The organism is Pseudoalteromonas sp. TAE56, from assembly GCF_000497955.1.
GTDB lineage: Bacteria > Pseudomonadota > Gammaproteobacteria > Enterobacterales > Alteromonadaceae > Pseudoalteromonas.
This window is the reverse complement of record NZ_AUTN01000140.1, coordinates 1-18,352: the sequence shown is the minus strand read 5'-3', so window position 1 is coordinate 18,352 and position 18,352 is coordinate 1. Positions and strand designations below refer to the sequence as shown.

The 18,352-nt window shown below is 39.0% G+C and carries 17 protein-coding genes and 5 tRNA genes; 5 read left to right on the top strand and 17 right to left on the bottom strand.

Features of this window, described 5'->3' with window-relative positions; genetic code table 11:
- Positions 1 to 106: 106 nt before the first annotated feature.
- From clpX to L656_RS0117055, 8 genes are all read right to left on the bottom strand, one after another.
- Complete coding sequence (gene clpX / locus L656_RS0117090; RefSeq protein ID WP_002958344.1) at positions 107 to 1,390, bottom strand: ATP-dependent protease ATP-binding subunit ClpX; 1,284 nt, start codon at positions 1,388 to 1,390, stop codon at positions 107 to 109.
- 135 nt (positions 1,391 to 1,525) lie between these two features.
- Positions 1,526 to 2,143: an ATP-dependent Clp endopeptidase proteolytic subunit ClpP gene (clpP, locus tag L656_RS0117085; protein ID WP_024590978.1), complete on the bottom strand. Its 618-nt coding sequence runs from the start codon at positions 2,141 to 2,143 to the stop codon at positions 1,526 to 1,528.
- Between the two features lie 164 nt (positions 2,144 to 2,307).
- Positions 2,308 to 3,612, bottom strand: a complete 1,305-nt coding sequence (gene tig / locus L656_RS0117080; RefSeq protein ID WP_024600100.1) for a trigger factor — start codon at positions 3,610 to 3,612, stop codon at positions 2,308 to 2,310.
- 378 nt (positions 3,613 to 3,990) lie between these two features.
- Positions 3,991 to 4,067 (bottom strand) — tRNA-Pro (locus tag L656_RS0117075).
- Positions 4,068 to 4,137: 70 nt separating this feature from the next.
- Positions 4,138 to 4,214, bottom strand: a tRNA-Pro gene (locus L656_RS0117070).
- Between the two features lie 14 nt (positions 4,215 to 4,228).
- Positions 4,229 to 4,304 (bottom strand) — tRNA-His (locus tag L656_RS0117065).
- 23 nt (positions 4,305 to 4,327) lie between these two features.
- Positions 4,328 to 4,404, bottom strand: a tRNA-Arg gene (locus L656_RS0117060).
- A 55-nt stretch (positions 4,405 to 4,459) separates the two neighbouring features.
- Positions 4,460 to 4,536, bottom strand: a tRNA-Pro gene (locus L656_RS0117055).
- Positions 4,537 to 4,888: 352 nt separating this feature from the next.
- Between L656_RS0117055 and folD the strand changes: the two genes are divergently transcribed.
- Positions 4,889 to 5,743, top strand: coding sequence for a bifunctional methylenetetrahydrofolate dehydrogenase/methenyltetrahydrofolate cyclohydrolase FolD (folD, locus tag L656_RS0117050; protein WP_002958348.1), 855 nt, complete (start codon positions 4,889 to 4,891; stop codon positions 5,741 to 5,743).
- 72 nt (positions 5,744 to 5,815) lie between these two features.
- On the opposite strand, the gene cysS is transcribed toward folD, so the two are convergent.
- Positions 5,816 to 7,195 carry a cysteine--tRNA ligase gene (gene cysS, locus L656_RS0117045; protein WP_024600099.1) on the bottom strand — a complete coding sequence of 460 codons (1,380 nt, stop codon included), beginning with the start codon at positions 7,193 to 7,195 and terminating at the stop codon, positions 5,816 to 5,818.
- A gap of 155 nt (positions 7,196 to 7,350) precedes the next feature.
- Between cysS and L656_RS0117040 the strand changes: the two genes are divergently transcribed.
- From L656_RS0117040 to L656_RS0117030, 3 genes are all read left to right on the top strand, one after another.
- The gene (locus L656_RS0117040) at positions 7,351 to 7,842 is read left to right on the top strand and encodes a peptidylprolyl isomerase (protein WP_024600098.1); all 492 of its coding nucleotides are present in this window, start codon (positions 7,351 to 7,353) and stop codon (positions 7,840 to 7,842) included.
- A gap of 76 nt (positions 7,843 to 7,918) precedes the next feature.
- Entirely contained in the window at positions 7,919 to 8,656 is a 738-nt protein-coding gene (locus L656_RS0117035) for a UDP-2,3-diacylglucosamine diphosphatase (RefSeq protein ID WP_024600097.1), read from the top strand.
- A gap of 54 nt (positions 8,657 to 8,710) precedes the next feature.
- Complete coding sequence (locus L656_RS0117030) at positions 8,711 to 9,505, top strand: transporter substrate-binding domain-containing protein (RefSeq protein ID WP_024600096.1); 795 nt, start codon at positions 8,711 to 8,713, stop codon at positions 9,503 to 9,505.
- On the opposite strand, the gene miaE is transcribed toward L656_RS0117030, so the two are convergent.
- Positions 9,502 to 10,263, bottom strand: coding sequence for a tRNA isopentenyl-2-thiomethyl-A-37 hydroxylase MiaE (miaE, locus tag L656_RS0117025; protein ID WP_024600095.1), 762 nt, complete (start codon positions 10,261 to 10,263; stop codon positions 9,502 to 9,504). The two genes, L656_RS0117030 and miaE, sit on opposite strands and share 4 nt — an antisense overlap.
- Positions 10,264 to 10,469: 206 nt before the next feature.
- On the opposite strand from miaE, the gene L656_RS0117020 reads away from it, so the two are divergent.
- Complete coding sequence (locus tag L656_RS0117020; RefSeq protein WP_024600094.1) at positions 10,470 to 11,069, top strand: Yip1 family protein; 600 nt, start codon at positions 10,470 to 10,472, stop codon at positions 11,067 to 11,069.
- Between the two features lie 100 nt (positions 11,070 to 11,169).
- On the opposite strand, the gene purF is transcribed toward L656_RS0117020, so the two are convergent.
- The 7 genes from purF to L656_RS0116985 all read right to left on the bottom strand — a co-directional run.
- Entirely contained in the window at positions 11,170 to 12,696 is a 1,527-nt protein-coding gene (gene purF, locus L656_RS0117015) for an amidophosphoribosyltransferase (RefSeq protein ID WP_024600093.1), read from the bottom strand.
- A gap of 18 nt (positions 12,697 to 12,714) precedes the next feature.
- Complete coding sequence (locus tag L656_RS0117010) at positions 12,715 to 13,209, bottom strand: CvpA family protein (protein WP_007376853.1); 495 nt, start codon at positions 13,207 to 13,209, stop codon at positions 12,715 to 12,717.
- Positions 13,210 to 13,404: 195 nt separating this feature from the next.
- Positions 13,405 to 14,046, bottom strand: a complete 642-nt coding sequence (locus L656_RS0117005) for an SPOR domain-containing protein (RefSeq protein ID WP_024600092.1) — start codon at positions 14,044 to 14,046, stop codon at positions 13,405 to 13,407.
- An 11-nt stretch (positions 14,047 to 14,057) separates the two neighbouring features.
- Positions 14,058 to 15,323 (bottom strand): bifunctional tetrahydrofolate synthase/dihydrofolate synthase, encoded by a 1,266-nt coding sequence (gene folC / locus L656_RS0117000; RefSeq protein ID WP_024600091.1) that lies wholly within the window; start codon positions 15,321 to 15,323, stop codon positions 14,058 to 14,060.
- Between the two features lie 25 nt (positions 15,324 to 15,348).
- Positions 15,349 to 16,224, bottom strand: a complete 876-nt coding sequence (accD, locus tag L656_RS0116995; RefSeq protein WP_007376856.1) for an acetyl-CoA carboxylase, carboxyltransferase subunit beta — start codon at positions 16,222 to 16,224, stop codon at positions 15,349 to 15,351.
- Positions 16,225 to 16,364: 140 nt separating this feature from the next.
- Positions 16,365 to 17,162, bottom strand: coding sequence for a tRNA pseudouridine(38-40) synthase TruA (gene truA / locus L656_RS0116990; protein WP_007584098.1), 798 nt, complete (start codon positions 17,160 to 17,162; stop codon positions 16,365 to 16,367).
- A gap of 153 nt (positions 17,163 to 17,315) precedes the next feature.
- Positions 17,316 to 18,352: FimV/HubP family polar landmark protein (locus L656_RS0116985; RefSeq protein WP_029750924.1), on the bottom strand; the 1,037-nt coding region annotated here is incomplete at its 5' end.

Here is an 18,352-nt window from a genome sequence, read left to right as displayed (position 1 = left end):
ATATGGGGATAACCTAATTAAAGTTCAACAATTTTCCCTTACTCGATTAAATTAATTATAAAAAAAGGAGCCTAAGGCTCCTTTTTTCACTCAAATAGCTTAAAAACTATTCTGATGCAGCTTTATCTTGTTTATTATTTTCATAAATCAAGATTGGGTCTGACTCACCTTTAATAACGGTTTCATCAATAACCACTTTGCTTACGTCATCCATTGAAGGAAGTTCGTACATAGTATCAAGTAAAACACCTTCAACGATTGAACGAAGACCACGTGCACCTGTTTTACGCTCCATTGCTTTGTGGGCAATTGCAGCTAAGGCATCATCACGGAACTCAAGTTCAACGTCTTCCATACCAAACAATACTGAAAACTGTTTAGTAATCGCGTTTTTAGGTTCACTTAGTATTTGCACAAGAGCAGCTTCGTCAAGTTCTGTTAACGTAGCAACTACTGGCAAACGACCTATAAACTCAGGAATTAAGCCGTATTTAACTAAATCTTCTGGTTCTACGTCTTTAAATGTTTCACTTAAAGAACGACTCGCCGCAGACTCTTTTACGCTAACGCCAAAACCAATACCGGTATTTTTGTGGCTACGTTGCTCAATTACTTTATCTAAACCTGAAAATGCGCCACCACAAATAAACAAGATTTTAGAAGTATCTACTTGTAAAAACTCTTGTTGTGGATGTTTACGACCACCTTGCGGTGGAACAGAAGCAACGGTGCCTTCAATCAGTTTAAGTAGCGCCTGTTGAACGCCCTCGCCCGATACATCACGCGTAATTGACGGGTTATCTGATTTACGAGAAATTTTGTCAATTTCATCAATGTAAACAATGCCACGTTGCGCTTTTTCAACATCGTAATCGCACTTTTGTAAAAGCTTTTGAATGATGTTTTCAACATCTTCACCTACATAACCTGCTTCGGTTAATGTAGTGGCATCGGCCATAGTAAACGGCACATCGAGTAGACGCGCTAACGTTTCTGCAAGTAATGTTTTACCACTACCTGTTGGACCGATAAGCAAAATATTACTTTTACTTAATTCAATGTCTTGCTTAGTCGATTGGTTACGCAGGCGTTTATAATGGTTATAAACGGCAACAGACAATACTTTTTTAGCATGATCTTGGCCAATAACATAATCGTCTAAGTGTTTACGAATTTCTTTTGGTACAGGTAGTTTGTCAGACGTATCATGCTTAGGAGCAATGTCTTTGATCTCTTCCCTGATAATATCGTTACACAACTCTACACATTCATCACAAACGTATACTGAAGGGCCTGCAATTAATTTACGCACTTCATGTTGGCTTTTGCCACAAAAAGAGCAGTATAACAATTTATTACTTTTGTCGCCGTCTGTAGGAGTGTCAGACATTCAGCTACCTCATTTTATTACGTTGGCCACCAAAACTTTTGGCGGCTATTTCAATACGCTTTAACTATACCAAAATTTATTAGTTTTCGCATAGTAACTCAAAGTGGCAAACAGGCAATCCCGCTCACCAAGCGCTTACTTTTTATCGCGATTTGTAAAAACTGAGTCTACCAAGCCGTAATCTACAGCTTGCGTGGCACTCATAAAGTTATCACGATCTGTGTCTTTAGAGATAATATCCAATGGTTGGCCTGTATGCTCAGCCATTAAGCGATTAAGCTTAGCTTTAATAGACAGAATTTCTTTAGCGTGTATTTCAAAGTCAGATGCTTGACCTTGGAAACCACCTAATGGTTGGTGAATCATCACACGAGAGTTTGGTAAACAAAAACGTTTACCTTTAGCGCCAGCAGTAAGTAAAAAAGCACCCATGCTTGCAGCTTGACCTACACATATTGTACTTACATCTGGTTTGATGAAGTTCATTGTGTCGTAAATAGCCATACCCGCAGTTACTGAACCACCTGGTGAGTTAATGTATAAAAAGATATCTTTATCAGGATTTTCTGATTCTAAAAATAGCATTTGCGCTAAAATCAGATTTGCCATGTTGTCTTCAACTTGACCTGTTAAAAAGATAATACGCTCTTTTAATAATCTCGAATAAATATCATACGAGCGCTCGCCTTTTGGTGTTTGTTCAACAACCATTGGGACCAATGCATTTAGGGGATCTGTAATACCAGTATTCATACTTATTTAATTCCTTATGCGCTTATACTTATCCTTATTATAAGGAAGCATAGTTATCGTTTTTCGCAAATTTAGAGCCAAAAACTAAAATGGCCCGGGCACGCTGTATAAACAGAGTAGCACGAGCCATTTAATCGTTAGCGAGAGCTTAAGTCAATGACTTATTAAGCACCTTGCTGTGGATTCATGATGTCATCAAATGCTTTTTCAACATCAGTAACAACTGCTTTAGCTAAAATAGCTTCAACAGCTTGCTCTTCCATTGCTACATTACGCATTTGCTGCATAAGTTGATCATTACCTTTGTAGTATTCTACTACTTCAGTTGGATCTTCGTATGCAGAAGCTACCGTTGCAATTAATGCTTCAACTTTAGCGTCATCAACTTTAATCTCGTTAGCTTTAATCACTTCACCTAATAAAAGGCCAGTTTTAACACGTGTTACAGCTTGCTCGTGGAACAATTCAGCTGGAAGCTCTGGCATGTTTTGAGCGTCGCCGCCAAAACGTTGAGCTGCTTGCTGACGTAGAGCATCAACTTCTTGATCAACTAGTGCTTTAGGCACTTCGATTTCGTTGTTAGCTAAAAGACCTTTGATTGCTTGGTCTTTAACGCTTGCTTTAACCGCTTGGTCTAGCTCACGTGTCATGTTCTTTTTAACTTCTTCTTTAAGCGCGTCTACGCCGCCTTCGGTAACACCGAATTTAGTTGCAAACTCTTCGCTTAATTCTGGTAATTCTTGCGCTTCAACTTTTTTCACTGTGATAGTGAATTGAGCCGCTTTACCTTTTAAGTTTTCAGCGTGGTAATCATCAGGGAAAGTTACATCAGCAACTACTTCTTCGCCTGCTTTTTTACCTACGATGTTATCTTCAAAACCTGGGATCATACGACCTTGACCAAGTTCTAATGGGAAGTCTTCAGCTTTGCCGCCTTCAAATACTTCACCGTCGATAGTACCTACGAAATCAACTGTTACACGGTCGTTTTCGCCAGCAGCTGTATCAACATCAGCCCACTCAGCGTGTTGCTTACGAAGTGTTTCTAGCATGTTAGCTAAATCTTCGTCAGTTACTGTTACCGCTGGTTTCTCAACAGTAATTTTATCTAAACCTTGAACTTCAACTTCAGGGTAAACTTCAAACGTTGCTGAGAACTCTAAATCTTTACCTGCTTCAAGTGATTTAGGTGCGAATGTAGGCGCGCCAGCTGGATTGATTTTTTCAGAAACGATTGCTTCGTAAAAATTACGTTGCATTACTTCGCCAGCAACTTCTTGACGAACTGCAGGGCCAAAACGCTTGTTAATTACAGATACTGGAACTTTACCAGCACGGAAACCATCTATACGCTGTGTTTTTGACAGTTGTTGTAGGCGTTTTTTTACTTCGGTCTCAACGTTCTCTGAAGGAACGGTGATAGTTATACGGCGCTCAAGGCCTTGGGTCGTCTCAACAGAAACTTGCATGATTTACCTCAATATTCAATTTTGGCGACTGTTCGCCTTCCTTTACAAACAAAGTGATCTGCATGAGTCTTGATAAAGTTTAAGCGGTTTTTCACACTTAAAAGCATCCGTCGCTACCATGAGATACCATTGCTGCTTTGCCCTTCGGGCACTATGTTAAACAATAGACGCGGCATTATAACCTAATATTTATGATAGTCGAGTATAGGGGGCAATTATTTGGACTAGATAAGGGACTATAGAGACTAACTGAATAAAAAACAGGCTAACTGAGCATTGAATAGAATAAAATACAAATTATTTAATAGAATTAAAGGCTAACGAATTTAGATTTATAACTTAGAGGAGTTTATTTATTATTCTTACTAGATAAGAAAATGGTCGGCGATGCAGGATTTGAACCTGCGACCCCTTGGACCCAAACCAAGTGCGCTACCAAACTGCGCTAATCGCCGACATTGAAGAGTTAACTTCTTTTTTCATACTGAACACTTAAACTGAGAGTTTAAGACCATTTTAAGAAAATGGTCGGCGATGCAGGATTTGAACCTGCGACCCCTTGGACCCAAACCAAGTGCGCTACCAAACTGCGCTAATCGCCGATATTCGTTGTAAATGGGGTGACTGATGGGGCTCGAACCCACGACAACCGGAATCACAATCCGGGGCTCTACCAACTGAGCTACAATCACCGCTATATTTACATGTTTTCAAATGGTGCACCCAGAAGGATTCGAACCTTCGACCCACGCCTTAGAAGGGCGTTGCTCTATCCAGCTGAGCTATGGGCGCATCGAAAACTTCATAGTTTACCAATAAGCTATTCGATTATAATAAATTATAAAAATGGTCGGCGATGCAGGATTTGAACCTGCGACCCCTTGGACCCAAACCAAGTGCGCTACCAAACTGCGCTAATCGCCGAAACTTATTATTGTTAGCGAGTGACCTCGTTGACAACGGGGTGCATAATAGTGATTTGACGGGGTTAGGTCAAACGTTTTTTTAATAAAACCAATCAAGTGCTCATTTTTAGTGCACAATGGTTAAATATTACAATAGTAGGCTGAAATTTAAACTATTTAACAACTCAAATGTTATATACATTAAAAGCAACTTGGCGCTGCTATGCTTTTCTGCGAAAATAGTAGGCACATTATAAAACGAGTTATATAAAGAGTATGTTTTCTTTATTAGCATTTTTACCCCTATTTTATTATGCACTCGTTTTTAGAGTATCGGTATCTAGTTAATTAACCCCAATTAAAGGTCACCCATGACGGCAAACATCATTGATGGTAAGGCAATCGCAAAACAAGTACGTAGCGCTGTAGCAGAACGTGTAAGTGAACGTGTAGCAAATGGTTTACGTGCACCAGGACTTGCAGTAGTGCTCGTTGGACTTGATCCAGCAAGCCAAGTTTATGTTGGTTCAAAACGTAAAGCCTGTGAAGAAGTTGGCTTTATCTCTAAATCATTTGATTTACCAGCAGACACACAAGAGCAAACTCTTTTAGATTTAATTGACGAGCTAAATAATGATGCCGAAGTTGATGGGATTTTAGTGCAGTTACCACTGCCAAAAGGCCTTGATGCTGAAAAGATTTTAGAACGCATTACCCCACATAAAGATGTTGATGGATTTCATCCATATAACATTGGTCGATTAGCACAGCGTATGCCTGCTCTTCGCCCATGCACGCCTAAAGGTATTATTACATTACTTGATTCAACGGGTGTACGTTATAAAGGGATGCATGCCGTGGTAGTTGGCGCGTCAAATATTGTTGGTCGTCCAATGTCGTTAGAGCTTTTATTAGCCGGTTGTACAACCACAGTGTGCCATAAGTTTACTCAAGACTTAGAAACACATGTTCGCCGCGCTGACTTATTAGTTGTGGCTGTGGGTAAACCTGAATTTATACCTGGAGATTGGATAAAAGAAGGCGCTATCGTTATCGATGTGGGCATTAACCGCTTAGATACGGGTAAATTAGTCGGTGATGTTCAATACAGTGTGGCTGAACAAAAAGCGCATTTTATTACACCCGTACCGGGTGGCGTTGGCCCGATGACGGTTGCTAGCTTAATTGAAAACACACTTGAAGCATGTGAAAAATATCACAGCTAAGCAGTTAAAAAATCAAAAAAGGGTTGCCATTTGGCAACCCTTTTTTAGTTAAACGTGAATTACTTTAAACGTTTACGCTTTACGCCACGTTGTTTTACCGGCTGAATCTTCAAGTATTACGCCTAATGCATTAAGCGCATCACGTGCTTCATCAGCAGCAGCCCAGTTTTTACTCGCACGTGCTTCATTACGTTTCACAATTAATGCTTCAATTGTCGCAACTTCGTCGTCATCTTGCCCGCCTTGTAAAAAAGCTTCCGGTGCTTGTTGAGCAACCCCTAGCACTTCACCAAGGCTGCGCAATATAAAGGCTAATTTGCCAGCTTGGCCTGCATCAGTGTCTTTCACGCGGTTTAGTTCTTTAGCAAGTTCAAACAACACAGGTAGTGCTTCTGGGGTATTAAAGTCGTCATTCATTGCTTTTCTAAATTTAGCAACAAACTCATTGCCTTCTAAATCGCACTCTACCGGTTCTACATCACGAAGCGCTGTATAAATACGTTCAAGTGATGAACGCGCTTGGTCTAAATTTTCTTGTGAGTAATTTAGTTGGCTGCGGTAATGGCCTGAAATTAAAAAGTAACGAACAGATTCGGCATCGTATGCTTTTAAAACTTCTCGCACAGTAAAAAAGTTATCTAACGACTTAGACATTTTTTCTTTGTTTACCTGAACCATGCCAGTATGAATCCATGTATTCACATACTTGCCGTTATTTGCACAGCACGACTGCGCAATTTCGTTTTCATGATGTGGAAACTGTAAATCAGACCCCCCACCGTGAATATCAAAATGCTCGCCTAGGTGTTTTGAGCTCATTGCCGAACATTCGATATGCCAACCCGGTCGCCCTTCACCCCACGGTGATGACCATGATGGCTCACCTGCTTTAGCTTTTTTCCATAACACAAAATCAAGTGGATCGTCTTTATCTTGAGCCACTTCAACGCGAGAACCTGACTGCAACATCGTTAAATCTTGCTGAGAAAGTGCACCGTATTGCTCAAACGTTGATACATCAAACAAAACATCGCCGTCAGCTGCAACATAGGCATGGCCTTTTTCAATCAAGCGCTTAACCATAACGATAATTTCATCCATATGGCTTGTAACTGTTGGTTCAATATCTGGGCGTAGCATATTTAAACTATCAAAATCTTCATGCATTGCTTTAGTCATGCGCACAGTTAAGTCATTTATTGACTCACCATTTTCGTTCGCCCGTTTAATTATTTTATCGTCGATATCTGTAATGTTTCGCACATATTTTAAATCGTAACCAATATGACGTAAGTAGCGCACAATAACGTCAAAACCTACAAAAGTACGAGCGTGTCCAATATGGCAGTAATCATAAATGGTGATACCACACACATACATGTCGATTTTTCCTTCGACCATAGGTTTAAATTGCTCTTTTTGTCGCGTGAGTGTGTTGTATATATTTACCATTTACTTTGAGTCCTTGACTATTTACTTGAACAGTTATGTTACCACTTGAAAAGCCCCTGCTCTAGCGCTTTATAACAAACCAAACATCTACTTTGTTAATCTTAGCCAACTACGATAAAATAGCGCCAATATTTAAACCGGATATAGGAAAACACATGGTTGTTCTACACACTAATTTTGGTGACATCACCATTAAAATGTTTGAGAAAGAAGCTCCAAACACAGTTAAAAACTTTTTAGAGTACGCAAATGCTGATTTTTTCAACGGCACTATCTTTCATCGCGTAATCGATGGTTTTATGGTTCAAGGCGGTGGTTTTGTTCCAGGTATGGAACAAAAAGAAGTAAACGACCCAATTCAAAATGAAGCTAATAACGGTCTGTCTAATAAAGTAGGCACTTTAGCTATGGCACGTACACCTGATCCTCATTCAGCTACAGCACAGTTTTTCATTAACGTGAACAACAACGACTTTTTAAACCATAGCAGCGAAACATCGCAAGGTTGGGGTTATTGTGTTTTTGCTGAAGTAGTAGAAGGCATGGACGTAGTAAATAAAATTAAAGCAGTTGCAACAGGTAGTACTGGTTTTCACCAAGACGTACCTCTTGAAGATGTGATCATCGAAAGTGTTACTGTTAGCTAATAGCGTTTGCTTACACTATTGTGAGCACTTAAGCGGGCATCTGCCCGCTTTTATTTAATAAAAAATAGACTAACCTATGACTCGCCAAACTTACTTTATTGCAGATTTACACCTAAGCGAAAACCGCCCCGACATCAGCGCTGCATTTTTTGACTTTTTAAATACACATATACTAAATAAAGATGTAGATGCACTTTATATTTTGGGTGATTTTTTTGAAGTATGGGTTGGAGATGACTACATTACTGCTCTGAGTGCCGATGTAGCAAAACATTTAAGCGCCATTAATGATGGTGGCACACCTGTTTACTTTATCCATGGCAATCGTGATTTCATTATGCGCAAGCAGTATGCCGACATGGCCGCAATGACATTACTCGATGAACAAACAGTCATTGATTTATATGGTACGCCTACCGTAATTTTACATGGCGACGAAATGTGTACTCAAGATACTGAGTATCAAAAATTTCGTAAAAAGAGTCGTGGTTGGTGGTGGCCAAAATTGATGCTTGCAATGCCGCTTTGGTATCGTAAAAAAATAGCGCGTAATGCCCGCGAAAAAAGTAAATTAAGCCAGGCTGATAAACCTATCGAAATTTTAGACGTTGTCGATGAAGCTGTACTTGCAACCTTTGCCAAACATAACGTTACGAATATGATTCATGGTCATACTCACCGCCCTAATGTTCATACGTATAAAGTTAATGAACAAACACTTACTCGCACAGTGCTAGGTGACTGGTACACCCAAGGCTCTTATTTAGTCGTTACCCCTCAATCACAAGAATTAATTAGCACTCCTTTCGCATAATTTAAAATTCTGACTATTATTTATCTATACATTTGAATAATAGTGAGAGGTTTAATGATTAAGCTGTTAATTTTCATCGTAGTAATTGCCATTCCAACAAAAGTATTTAGCGAACAAACATGGCAAATTGTTACTGAAAACTACCCTCCCTATTTTAGCGAAAACTTGCCCAATAATGGTTGGTTATATGAAATAGCCCAATCAGCACTTAAAACACAAGGTATTAATAGCGAAGTAGAGTTTACGACATGGAATCGCGCTTTAAAGCTATTAGAAAAAAACAGAAAAACAGCTATTTTAGGTGCTTTTTATTCATTAAAAAGAAATGAAGTTTTTTACTACTCCCGTCCACTTGCAGTTGCTCACTCAGGAGTTTTTAAGCGAAAAGAAAGTATTATTAATTTCGATGGTACAGTTCAATCATTAACTCCTTATAGTATTGGTATAGAAGACAATGCCGTTGTAAGCCAAGAGTTTGCTAGAAATACGGATCTGGCAATAACGTCCACAAAAAGCCTTCCTACAAGCTTATATTTACTACAACAAGGGCGTATTGATTTAGTCGCGGGTACTAAAGAGGTTGGAAAATATTGGCTTGAACACACTAAATCCGAAGATTCGGATGATAATAATATTGAGTATTTATCGCCAAATCTTGCTTCTCATAAACTATATTTAGTTGTCTCTAAATCAAATTATAGGGCCAAAGAATACTTACAAAAATTTAATAGAGGAATTGATATAATAATTAACAATGGTCGCATTGCTAAAATTATGAAAAAACATAATTTCAGCAATCAGAAAATAACAGAGTATATTAATTTTTTAAAAGAAAATGAGGGTATTTAAACAGTAGGAATACCGCTATGAAATTTAAAATCAGTATCGGTTGTAGAAATTAACTCTTTTTCTTTTTCACCAAAAAAGTTTACGCGTTCGGTAATATCAAAATCAGCAATTTCTTGCGCTAAAGTTAAATAATCTTGGTAATGACGCGCTTCTGAACGTAACAACGAAATATAAAAATCACCTAAGCGTTTATCAACATGCGGTGCAAGCTTTGCAAAACGCTCACACGAACGCGCCTCAATATAAGCGCCTACTATTAGCTTATCGACTAATGCATCAGGCTCGAACGTTTTAACATGACGAAGCATACCTTTTGCGTAACGACATGGTGTAATACTACGATATTCAACACCGTACTCGTCCATAATTTCGAGAACTTGATAAAAATGATGTAGCTCTTCTTTTATCAGCAAAACCATTTTATCGATTAGCCCTTGCCCATATGGAGAACTCGATTTAGGAATTATGGATTTAGTTAGCTTATTTTTAGCTGCCAGATCGCGCCAATTACCTTCTCGTTTATAAATAAGCGTTTCAAATGGCTTTAGCCACTCGAGTAATGCATCACTACCCTCTTTATCTACCGCGTATTTACGTATTAAAAACATCGCACTTTGAGCTGCTTTTAATTCACAAATTAAGTGATCTATTAAAATGACTGATAAGTTTTCTTTTTTAATTGCTTGCTGCACCCACTGCTCTGGGGTGGTACACAATAAAAAGTTATTAATCGGCTCTAAAAGTTGGCTATGTGGCACGTTGACTGCTCATTACTAAATAAATTTGATAGACCGTTATTTTAACACGAAATTTTGTTTGGGATAAATCAAAGCACTCACCGACTTGATAATGTTAATAGCTAGTTAACTTGACTTTGCAAAATAAGTGAACCATAACTGTACAAAGACTGTATAAAAATAAACCAACCAAAACAGTAATACGTTCCTTTTATGGAGTAAGCACTATGATATTGAATCACCTCTGGGGCATTTATGCTCATCCACTTGAAGAATGGCAAACAATAGATAATCGCCATGAAAGTTTAACCTATAGTTTGTCACATATTTTATTGATTGCTTTATTCCCTTCAATAATGGGCTACTACTCATCTGTTTATTTAGGGTGGAGTATAGGTGCCGGCGATCCCGTATTTTTAACACACGATAGTGCTCTGCTAATTGCAGGCGCAATGTATTTTGCTTTAATAGCGGGCGTATTCGCATTGGCTTATTTAGCCCATTGGATGGCCGTTACATTTGGTTCTAAACCTACATTTACACAAACACTTGAACTTGCAGCATATACTGCAACGCCAGTGTTTATGTCAGCACTCGCCGCTTTTTGGCCTGTACTCTGGTTTGTAGTTTGTGCTGGAATTATTGCACTAGCTTACTCGGTCTATTTACTCTATACCGGCGTACCTATACTTATGCATATCCCCGAAGAGCGTGGCTTTATTTACGCCAGCTCGGTAGTAACGTGTGGGTTAATATTACTGGTTATTATTTTAGCTGTAACAGCGATGCTTTGGACAAATGGGATTGTTAGCCCTATGTTTACTTAATAAAGAGTCGTGTTTGATAGAAATATTCCCTTTCTTTCCTTCGCAAAAAAGGAGCTAATTAGCTCCTTTTTTTATATTTAATAGTTTTTATCAATAACCATTAATCAGCTTCGTTTTCGTCTTGGTTGTGTATTTCTAAACTTGAAGACATCGCACTTTCGCGGGTGCTTTTTGCTGAATCGTTACGTAGCTTATCAATTCGATTTAAATAGTTTTGATCAATATCGCCAGTAATATATTGGCCATCAAATACTGAGGTTTCAAACTTAGTAATTTCAGGATTTTCTTGGCTAACTGCTGCAATTAAATCTTTTAACGATTGAAAGATTAAACCGTCAGACCCTATGCTTGCATTAATATCTTCTACTTCACGTCCGTGAGCAATAAGCTCAGCTGCTGAAGGCATATCAATACCGTACACATTAGGGAAGCGTATTTCAGGTGCCGCTGATGCAAAGTAAACGTTTTTAGCGCCAGACTCTCGGGCCATTTCAACAATTTGTGCTGATGTTGTACCACGAACAATTGAGTCATCAACCAATAATACATTTTTACCTTTAAATTCTCGATCAATTGCGTTTAGCTTTTGACGCACTGACTTTTTACGCATTTCCTGACCAGGCATGATAAATGTACGACCAATATAACGGTTTTTAACAAAACCTTGGCGATACGGTAAATCAAGTACACGTGCAATTTCCAGCGCTACATCACATGAAGTTTCTGGAATTGGGATAACTACATCAATATCTTTGTCTGCCCATTCGCGTGCAATTTTTTCGCCTAGTTTAGTCCCCATATTTACACGTGTTGCATACACAGACATACGGTCTATTGTTGAGTCAGGTCGAGCAAAATAAACAAATTCAAAAATACACGGCGAGTAAGATGCCTTATCAGCACAACTAAGTGAATGGAATTCACCCTCTTCTGTAACATATATAGCTTCACCAGGTGCAACATCACGTACAAACTCAAAACCATCCGGTTTCAACGCAACGCTTTCTGAGGCAAACATGTACTCAGTACCTTTTTCGGTTTCGCGTTTACCAAATACAAGTGGGCGGATACCATTAGGGTCGCGAAAAGCAACAATGCCATGGCCGATAATCATAGCAATCGTTGCATAGCCACCGCTTACTTTATTGTTTACTTCGGTTACCGCAGTAAAAATATCTTCAGGGTCTAAATGCAACTTATCAGACTTACTTAATTCATGTGCCATGATATTAAGTAAAATTTCAGAGTCTGACGTTGTATTGACGTGACGACGTGCTTCTGAGAATAACTGCTCTTTTAAAGCTTCTGCATTAGTAAGGTTGCCATTATGGGCAAGCGCTATACCAAACGGTGAGTTAACATAAAAAGGTTGTGCTTCAGATGAGCTTGAAGATCCTGCTGTAGGATAACGCACATGGCCAAGGCCAATTGTACCTTGGAGTCGTTTCATATGACGGGTGTGAAAGGCATCTTTCACAAGGCCATTTGCTTTGCGTAAGCTAAACGTATTATTCTCAATGGTAATGATACCCGCGGCATCTTGACCACGGTGCTGCAAAACAGTTAAGCCATCATAAATCGCCTGATTCACAGGGGATGTTCCGACTATTCCAACGATACCACACATGTAATTTATCCTCGCCGATTAACGGTTTACTGAATTTAAAAAGCTCGAGTTGTTTTCTAGGTACGAAAAGAACCATTCAACTACAAAGCCAAATTCTGGAATCAAAATAGAATTGCCCCACCAGTGCGTATTGGGTGCACCAGTAAAAGCATCAAGAAAGAAGAGTAACGCGCTCACGACCAACACGCCTCGTAGAGCACCAAACACTATGCCAAAAACACGGTCGGTACCCGATAAACCAGTACGATGTACAAGCTCACCTAAAATATAGTTTAGTAAACCGCCTAACAGTAGCGTCGCAAAGAATAATATGGCTATGGCCGCAGCATTTCTTAAAAGGGGTTCAGAAATGGTTGTTAGGAAGGAAGCTAAATATTGGTAAAATAAGCTAGAGATGATAAAGGCGCCAGCCCATACCGCTAATGACATTGCTTCTTTTACAAAGCCGCGTATTAAACCGATGATGGTAGACAATGCAATGATGCCAATAATGGCGTAATCAACCCAGATCATAAGAACCAATTAGTCGCTAATTTGGGGCGCATTCTATACCCAAACATCGTTAGTATGCAAGTTTAAACGGGAGATTACTGGGTTGTAGTCAATACAAAAAATTAACATTATAGAATGGGTATTATGAGATAAAGATAATGATAAAAACAAATATAAATAAATAAAAAAAGGCTTGTGATACAAGCCTCTTTATAATTATTTTGTAACTTCGTATTGCGTAACTTTACCATTCAATTTAGTAAGCTCTTTCAGCTGGGGAAGCTGCTTTTGTAATTCATTTTTATCAAGCGAAGGACCAACAAATACCTTGGTTAACGTCCCATTTGGGGTTTTAATCGGTTTAGTAAACGTTTTAAACCCTTCAACTTTTAATTTAGCCTGTAATGCTTTTACATTTGCAACATGTGAAAAGCTACCTAATTGAATAACGTAAGCCATACTTGTTAGGTTTTCATCACTTTTACGAGGCGCAATAGGTTTTGGTTTAGCTTGAACAGGCGCTTTTGTAATTGGTGTAGCTTTAGGTTCAATAGTCGCTTCAACAACTTTATTCTCTACAGCGTAGTCACTCTCATCCATAGCATTTTGCTGCTCAAAAGCTTCATCATCAGCTTGAATATCTTCAATTTCATCTTGTTTTAGTGGTTCAGCATTAGCCATGTTTTCATCAATTGACTCTTGAAGATCGATTGTTTTGAACTCAGGGCTATCAGGAATCGCTTTAAAGCCTTCTTTATAATGCACTTTTTCGCCATCGAGTATATTAGGGATAAACACAATTGCTGCGATCACTACTATACTTGTTCCGACTAAGCGATTAATAAAACTTGAGTTCACCGACATCCTCTCTATTTTTTAAAGTAATTAATAGCGCCGGCCACTGTAAAAAATGAACCAAATACAATCAACATAGTATCACTTTGTTGTTTTGGTAAAATTACACTTAGTGCCTGTGCCACACTATCATAGCTATTGATAGTATTATGATGAGATATACCCTGCAGCGCATTTTGTAAATTACTTGCAGTGTCGCCTCGGGGGCCACTTAAACTAGCTAATGACCACTCATCGACTAAGTGACTTACTTCTTTAAGTACACCTGCTTTATCTTTATCAGCAAGCATAGCGGCTAATGCATGAATTTTAAAGCCTTTATCTTTATAGCTTGATAACTTATTGGCTAAATAACGTGCCGACTCAGGGTTATGTGCTACATCGGTAAAGACTAAAGGCTCAGTAGTTAACTGCTGAAACCGCCCTTCTACAACTAAATTAGCGAGGCAACTTCGTATGACTTGCTCACTAGGTAATAAGCTTAAAACACTTAGTGCAGTTAACGCCGTTGCTGCATTTTGACACGGTATTGCTGGCTTATCTATTTCAAGATTATGTTCTTTATATTGCCAATTAAAGCTCTCAGCATTTTCTTTGAAAATAAAGTCACTGCCCGACAACGTCATATTGGCATTAATCTCTTTGCCATAATCAGTCATTGTGTGAGGAATATTTAAATCCCCTATAATAGCAGGCGTATTTTCACGAAAAATCCCGGCTTTATCATAAGCCACTAACTCTCGTGTATCACCTAGGTACTCTTTATGATCTAAATCGATGGTGGTGATCACGCTTGCAAAGGGAGTTACTATATTTGTAGCATCAAAGCGCCCACCTAGACCAACCTCTAGTAATACATAATCGACGCTGCAGCGTTTAAAAATTGCCAACGCACCCAAAGTACCGTATTCAAAATAAGTCAGAGGAGTGTCTTTACGGCCTTGCTCAAGCTGGTGAAAAGCATCTATATGGAATTGGTCTGCCAGTTCTTCGCCATTAACTCGTACACGCTCGTTATAACGAATTAAATGAGGAGATGCGTAAGTACCCACGCTAAACCCCTGCGCTAGCAATAGCGACTCTAAGCAACGTGCAGTGGTGCCCTTACCGTTTGTACCGGCAATAAGAATAATTTTACTTGGGGTGTTTAAAAGGCCAATATTGTTGGCAACATTAGCAACTCGTTCTAACCCCATTGCAATGTTAGCTGGGTGAACACTTTCTAAATAAAAAAGCCAATCATCAAGGCTTGATGATTGGCTAGGAATTGATTTTGTCATAGCGTGTAATCAGTAAAGCTGAAATTTACGCTACTCTATGCTCTTGTTCCGTAGAAGGCAAGTTCATAAATTTAGCTAAAATGCGTGCAAGGGTATCGCGCATTTCACGGCGGTCAATAATCATGTCAATTGCACCGTGTTCTAGCAAAAATTCACTACGCTGAAAACCTTCTGGTAATGTTTCGCGAACAGTTTGTTCAATAACACGAGGACCTGCAAAACCAATTAACGCTTTAGGTTCAGCAACGTTAATATCACCCAGCATAGCAAGTGATGCCGATACACCACCCATTGTTGGATCGGTCATTACTGAAATAAATGGAAGACCTTTTTCAGTCATTTTTGCAAGTGCAGCGCTTGTTTTAGCCATTTGCATAAGCGACATAAGCGCTTCTTGCATACGTGCTCCGCCTGATGCAGAAAAACAAATAAGCGGCATGTTATGCTCTAAACATTGATCAACAGCATCAACAAAGCGAGCGCCAACAACAGAAGCCATTGACCCCCCCATAAATGAGAATTCAAATGCTACCGCTGCTACCGGAATACCTTTTAATCGGCCTTTCATAGCTACAAGTGCATCTTTTTCACCACTTGCTTTTTGCGCTGCACTGATACGGTCAGAGTACTTTTTAGAATCTTTAAACTTAAGAATGTCTTTAGGCTCATGTTGTGTACCAAGCTCTTGACGATCACCTTCATCTAAAAAGTGCTCTAGGCGCTTACGGCCACTAACACGCATGTGGTGGTCACACTTAGGACATACGTTTAATGACTTTTCTAATTCAGCTTTATATAAAATTGAATCACACGATGTACACTTAGCCCAAACACCTTCTGGGATTTCTTTACGACCTGATGATTTTGTCGTTTTAGGTAAGATTTTTTCTAGCCAACTCATTTGCAACTCTCTTAATACTGTTCTGTGTCGCGAGCCTACTAATAGCAATTAGCAGACAAATTTTTTCAATTAAAACATGAATTACACTAACGCGGTATAAAAAACTGGTCTTAGTAGTTCAAAGTGCTTATAAAAAGTACTTATACCACATCTATATCAGGCAAAAATAAAGGGCCTAAAGGTGTTTGAGGAATATTAAATTGCTCAGGGTAGTCAACATCCACTAAATACAAACCAGCGGCCTTAGCGGTAGCACTGGCCTTTGCGCGTTCTTTACAATCAAGTAGCTCTTTTATCCATATAGGTTGTTGTTTATGTAAACCAACATCCATTAAGCTGCCTGTGATATTACGTACCATATGATGTAAAAATGCATTCGCTTTAATATCAATAATAACGTAAGTACCTTGGCGCTGTACCGACAGATGATGAATTGTTCTTGTCGGTGTATTCGCTTGGCAATGTATAGCCCTAAAAGAGGTGAAATCGTGTTTACCTATTAAATACTGACACGCCTCTTGCATCTTTGTTTCATCAAGATGATGATGAAAATGCGTAACACCCTCGTTTAATACAGCTCCTCGTAGGGGGGAGTTATAAATAACATAGCGATAACGACGGGCTGTAGCACTAAAACGGGCATGAAAGTCATCAGCAACCGGTTGGGCAAAGCGAATAGCAATATCTTTAGGCATTAAAGTATTCATACCTAGTGTAAATGCGACCATATCGCGATCGGCTTGCGTTTCAAAGTGTATTACTTGGCCTGTACCGTGCACACCAGCATCTGTACGCCCTGCACATATAACCTCAACAGGATGATTACAGATACGCGACAACGCTTTTTCTACTTCTTGCTGTACGCTATTTACATGTGATTGACGCTGCCAACCACTGTAACGTGCGCCGTTGTATTCAACTCCAAGTGCTACTCGCATAATTACCGTTTTACCTACTGTGCTAATGAACGAGGCATTTTATGCTATCTAACGATGCAATAAAAGGAGACCTGTCGTAATCAAACCAATACACATAAAAAAACCCGTATTTAGCTGAGCCAGATACGGGTTCTTATAAACATTTTAATTATTTTATTTTAGTTTAGCTTTTAAGCTAAGTGCTTCCTCTTGAACTTCTTCAGGACCTTTGTTAATCACATCCTCAATGACTTTAAGCGCAGAATCAAAATCATCAATTTCAATATAGGCACGCGCTAAATCAAGTTTAGCTGAGTAGCCACCACTTTCAGCATCAACATCCGTCGGATTATCACCGGCAAGTAATGCATCAAACTCACTCAAACCGACATCCATATTAACGTCGGTGTAAGGTTCATGTTCAAGTTCAGCGTCGTCACTTTCTTCTAATAATGAATCAATATCTACAAATTCATCATTATCAAACTGCTCAACATCACTACTTTCAACAAGTGACTCTTTTGTAGTTAATGGGTCATCTGTCTCTAAGTCTTCTTTTAACAAGCTGTCAAAGTCAACATCAAATCCACTGCTGTCATCAACACTTAACTCTTCAGGCTCTGCTAACTCACTAAGTAATGAATCAAAATCAGTTTGCGTCAAATTTGACATAAACTCTTCATCAAGTTCGTCGTCAGAGCTAATATCAGTGCTACCCACTTCATCTAAGCTTGTTAACTGTGCTTCGCGCTCTGCATTTGTTTGCTCTTGCGATTCGTCTGATAACTCATCAGTTAGCGCTTGCTCTAAACTATCTTCGTCAAATTCAGCATCTAATTCAGAAAAATCATTTTCAATTAAAATCTCATCATCAAAATCATTTTCTAAAACATCTAAATCAGCATCTGTCATAAGCGCATTTGCTAAATCTTGCTCAGCCTGACTAGAAGCTATTCCCGGTGCCTCGCCATCTAAATCATCCCCTTGTAATTCTTCAGGGGAAAATGGCAACTCACCTTCTAATGTTTCTTGAACTTCATCAAGGTTAAGAGGTTTCGTGTCATCTTCTATACTTGGTGGTTCAGCAGAATCAACCTCATCATTAATCTTTTGACGTAATTCATCATCAAGTGACTCATCTTCAATCTCAGTTTCTAATTCAGAGAAGTCATTATCAATTAATAGTTCATCATCAAAATCATCTTCTAAAC

Coding starts and splice junctions, on each gene's coding strand:
- clpX (WP_002958344.1), bottom strand. CDS start 1,390: ATGTCTGACACTCCTACAGACGGCGACAAAAGTAATAAATTGTTATAC.
- clpP (WP_024590978.1), bottom strand. CDS start 2,143: ATGAATACTGGTATTACAGATCCCCTAAATGCATTGGTCCCAATGGTT.
- tig (WP_024600100.1), bottom strand. CDS start 3,612: ATGCAAGTTTCTGTTGAGACGACCCAAGGCCTTGAGCGCCGTATAACT.
- folD (WP_002958348.1), top strand. CDS start 4,889: ATGACGGCAAACATCATTGATGGTAAGGCAATCGCAAAACAAGTACGT.
- cysS (WP_024600099.1), bottom strand. CDS start 7,195: ATGGTAAATATATACAACACACTCACGCGACAAAAAGAGCAATTTAAA.
- L656_RS0117040 (WP_024600098.1), top strand. CDS start 7,351: ATGGTTGTTCTACACACTAATTTTGGTGACATCACCATTAAAATGTTT.
- L656_RS0117035 (WP_024600097.1), top strand. CDS start 7,919: ATGACTCGCCAAACTTACTTTATTGCAGATTTACACCTAAGCGAAAAC.
- L656_RS0117030 (WP_024600096.1), top strand. CDS start 8,711: ATGATTAAGCTGTTAATTTTCATCGTAGTAATTGCCATTCCAACAAAA.
- L656_RS0117020 (WP_024600094.1), top strand. CDS start 10,470: ATGATATTGAATCACCTCTGGGGCATTTATGCTCATCCACTTGAAGAA.
- purF (WP_024600093.1), bottom strand. CDS start 12,696: ATGTGTGGTATCGTTGGAATAGTCGGAACATCCCCTGTGAATCAGGCG.
- L656_RS0117010 (WP_007376853.1), bottom strand. CDS start 13,209: ATGATCTGGGTTGATTACGCCATTATTGGCATCATTGCATTGTCTACC.
- folC (WP_024600091.1), bottom strand. CDS start 15,323: ATGACAAAATCAATTCCTAGCCAATCATCAAGCCTTGATGATTGGCTT.
- accD (WP_007376856.1), bottom strand. CDS start 16,224: ATGAGTTGGCTAGAAAAAATCTTACCTAAAACGACAAAATCATCAGGT.
- truA (WP_007584098.1), bottom strand. CDS start 17,162: ATGCGAGTAGCACTTGGAGTTGAATACAACGGCGCACGTTACAGTGGT.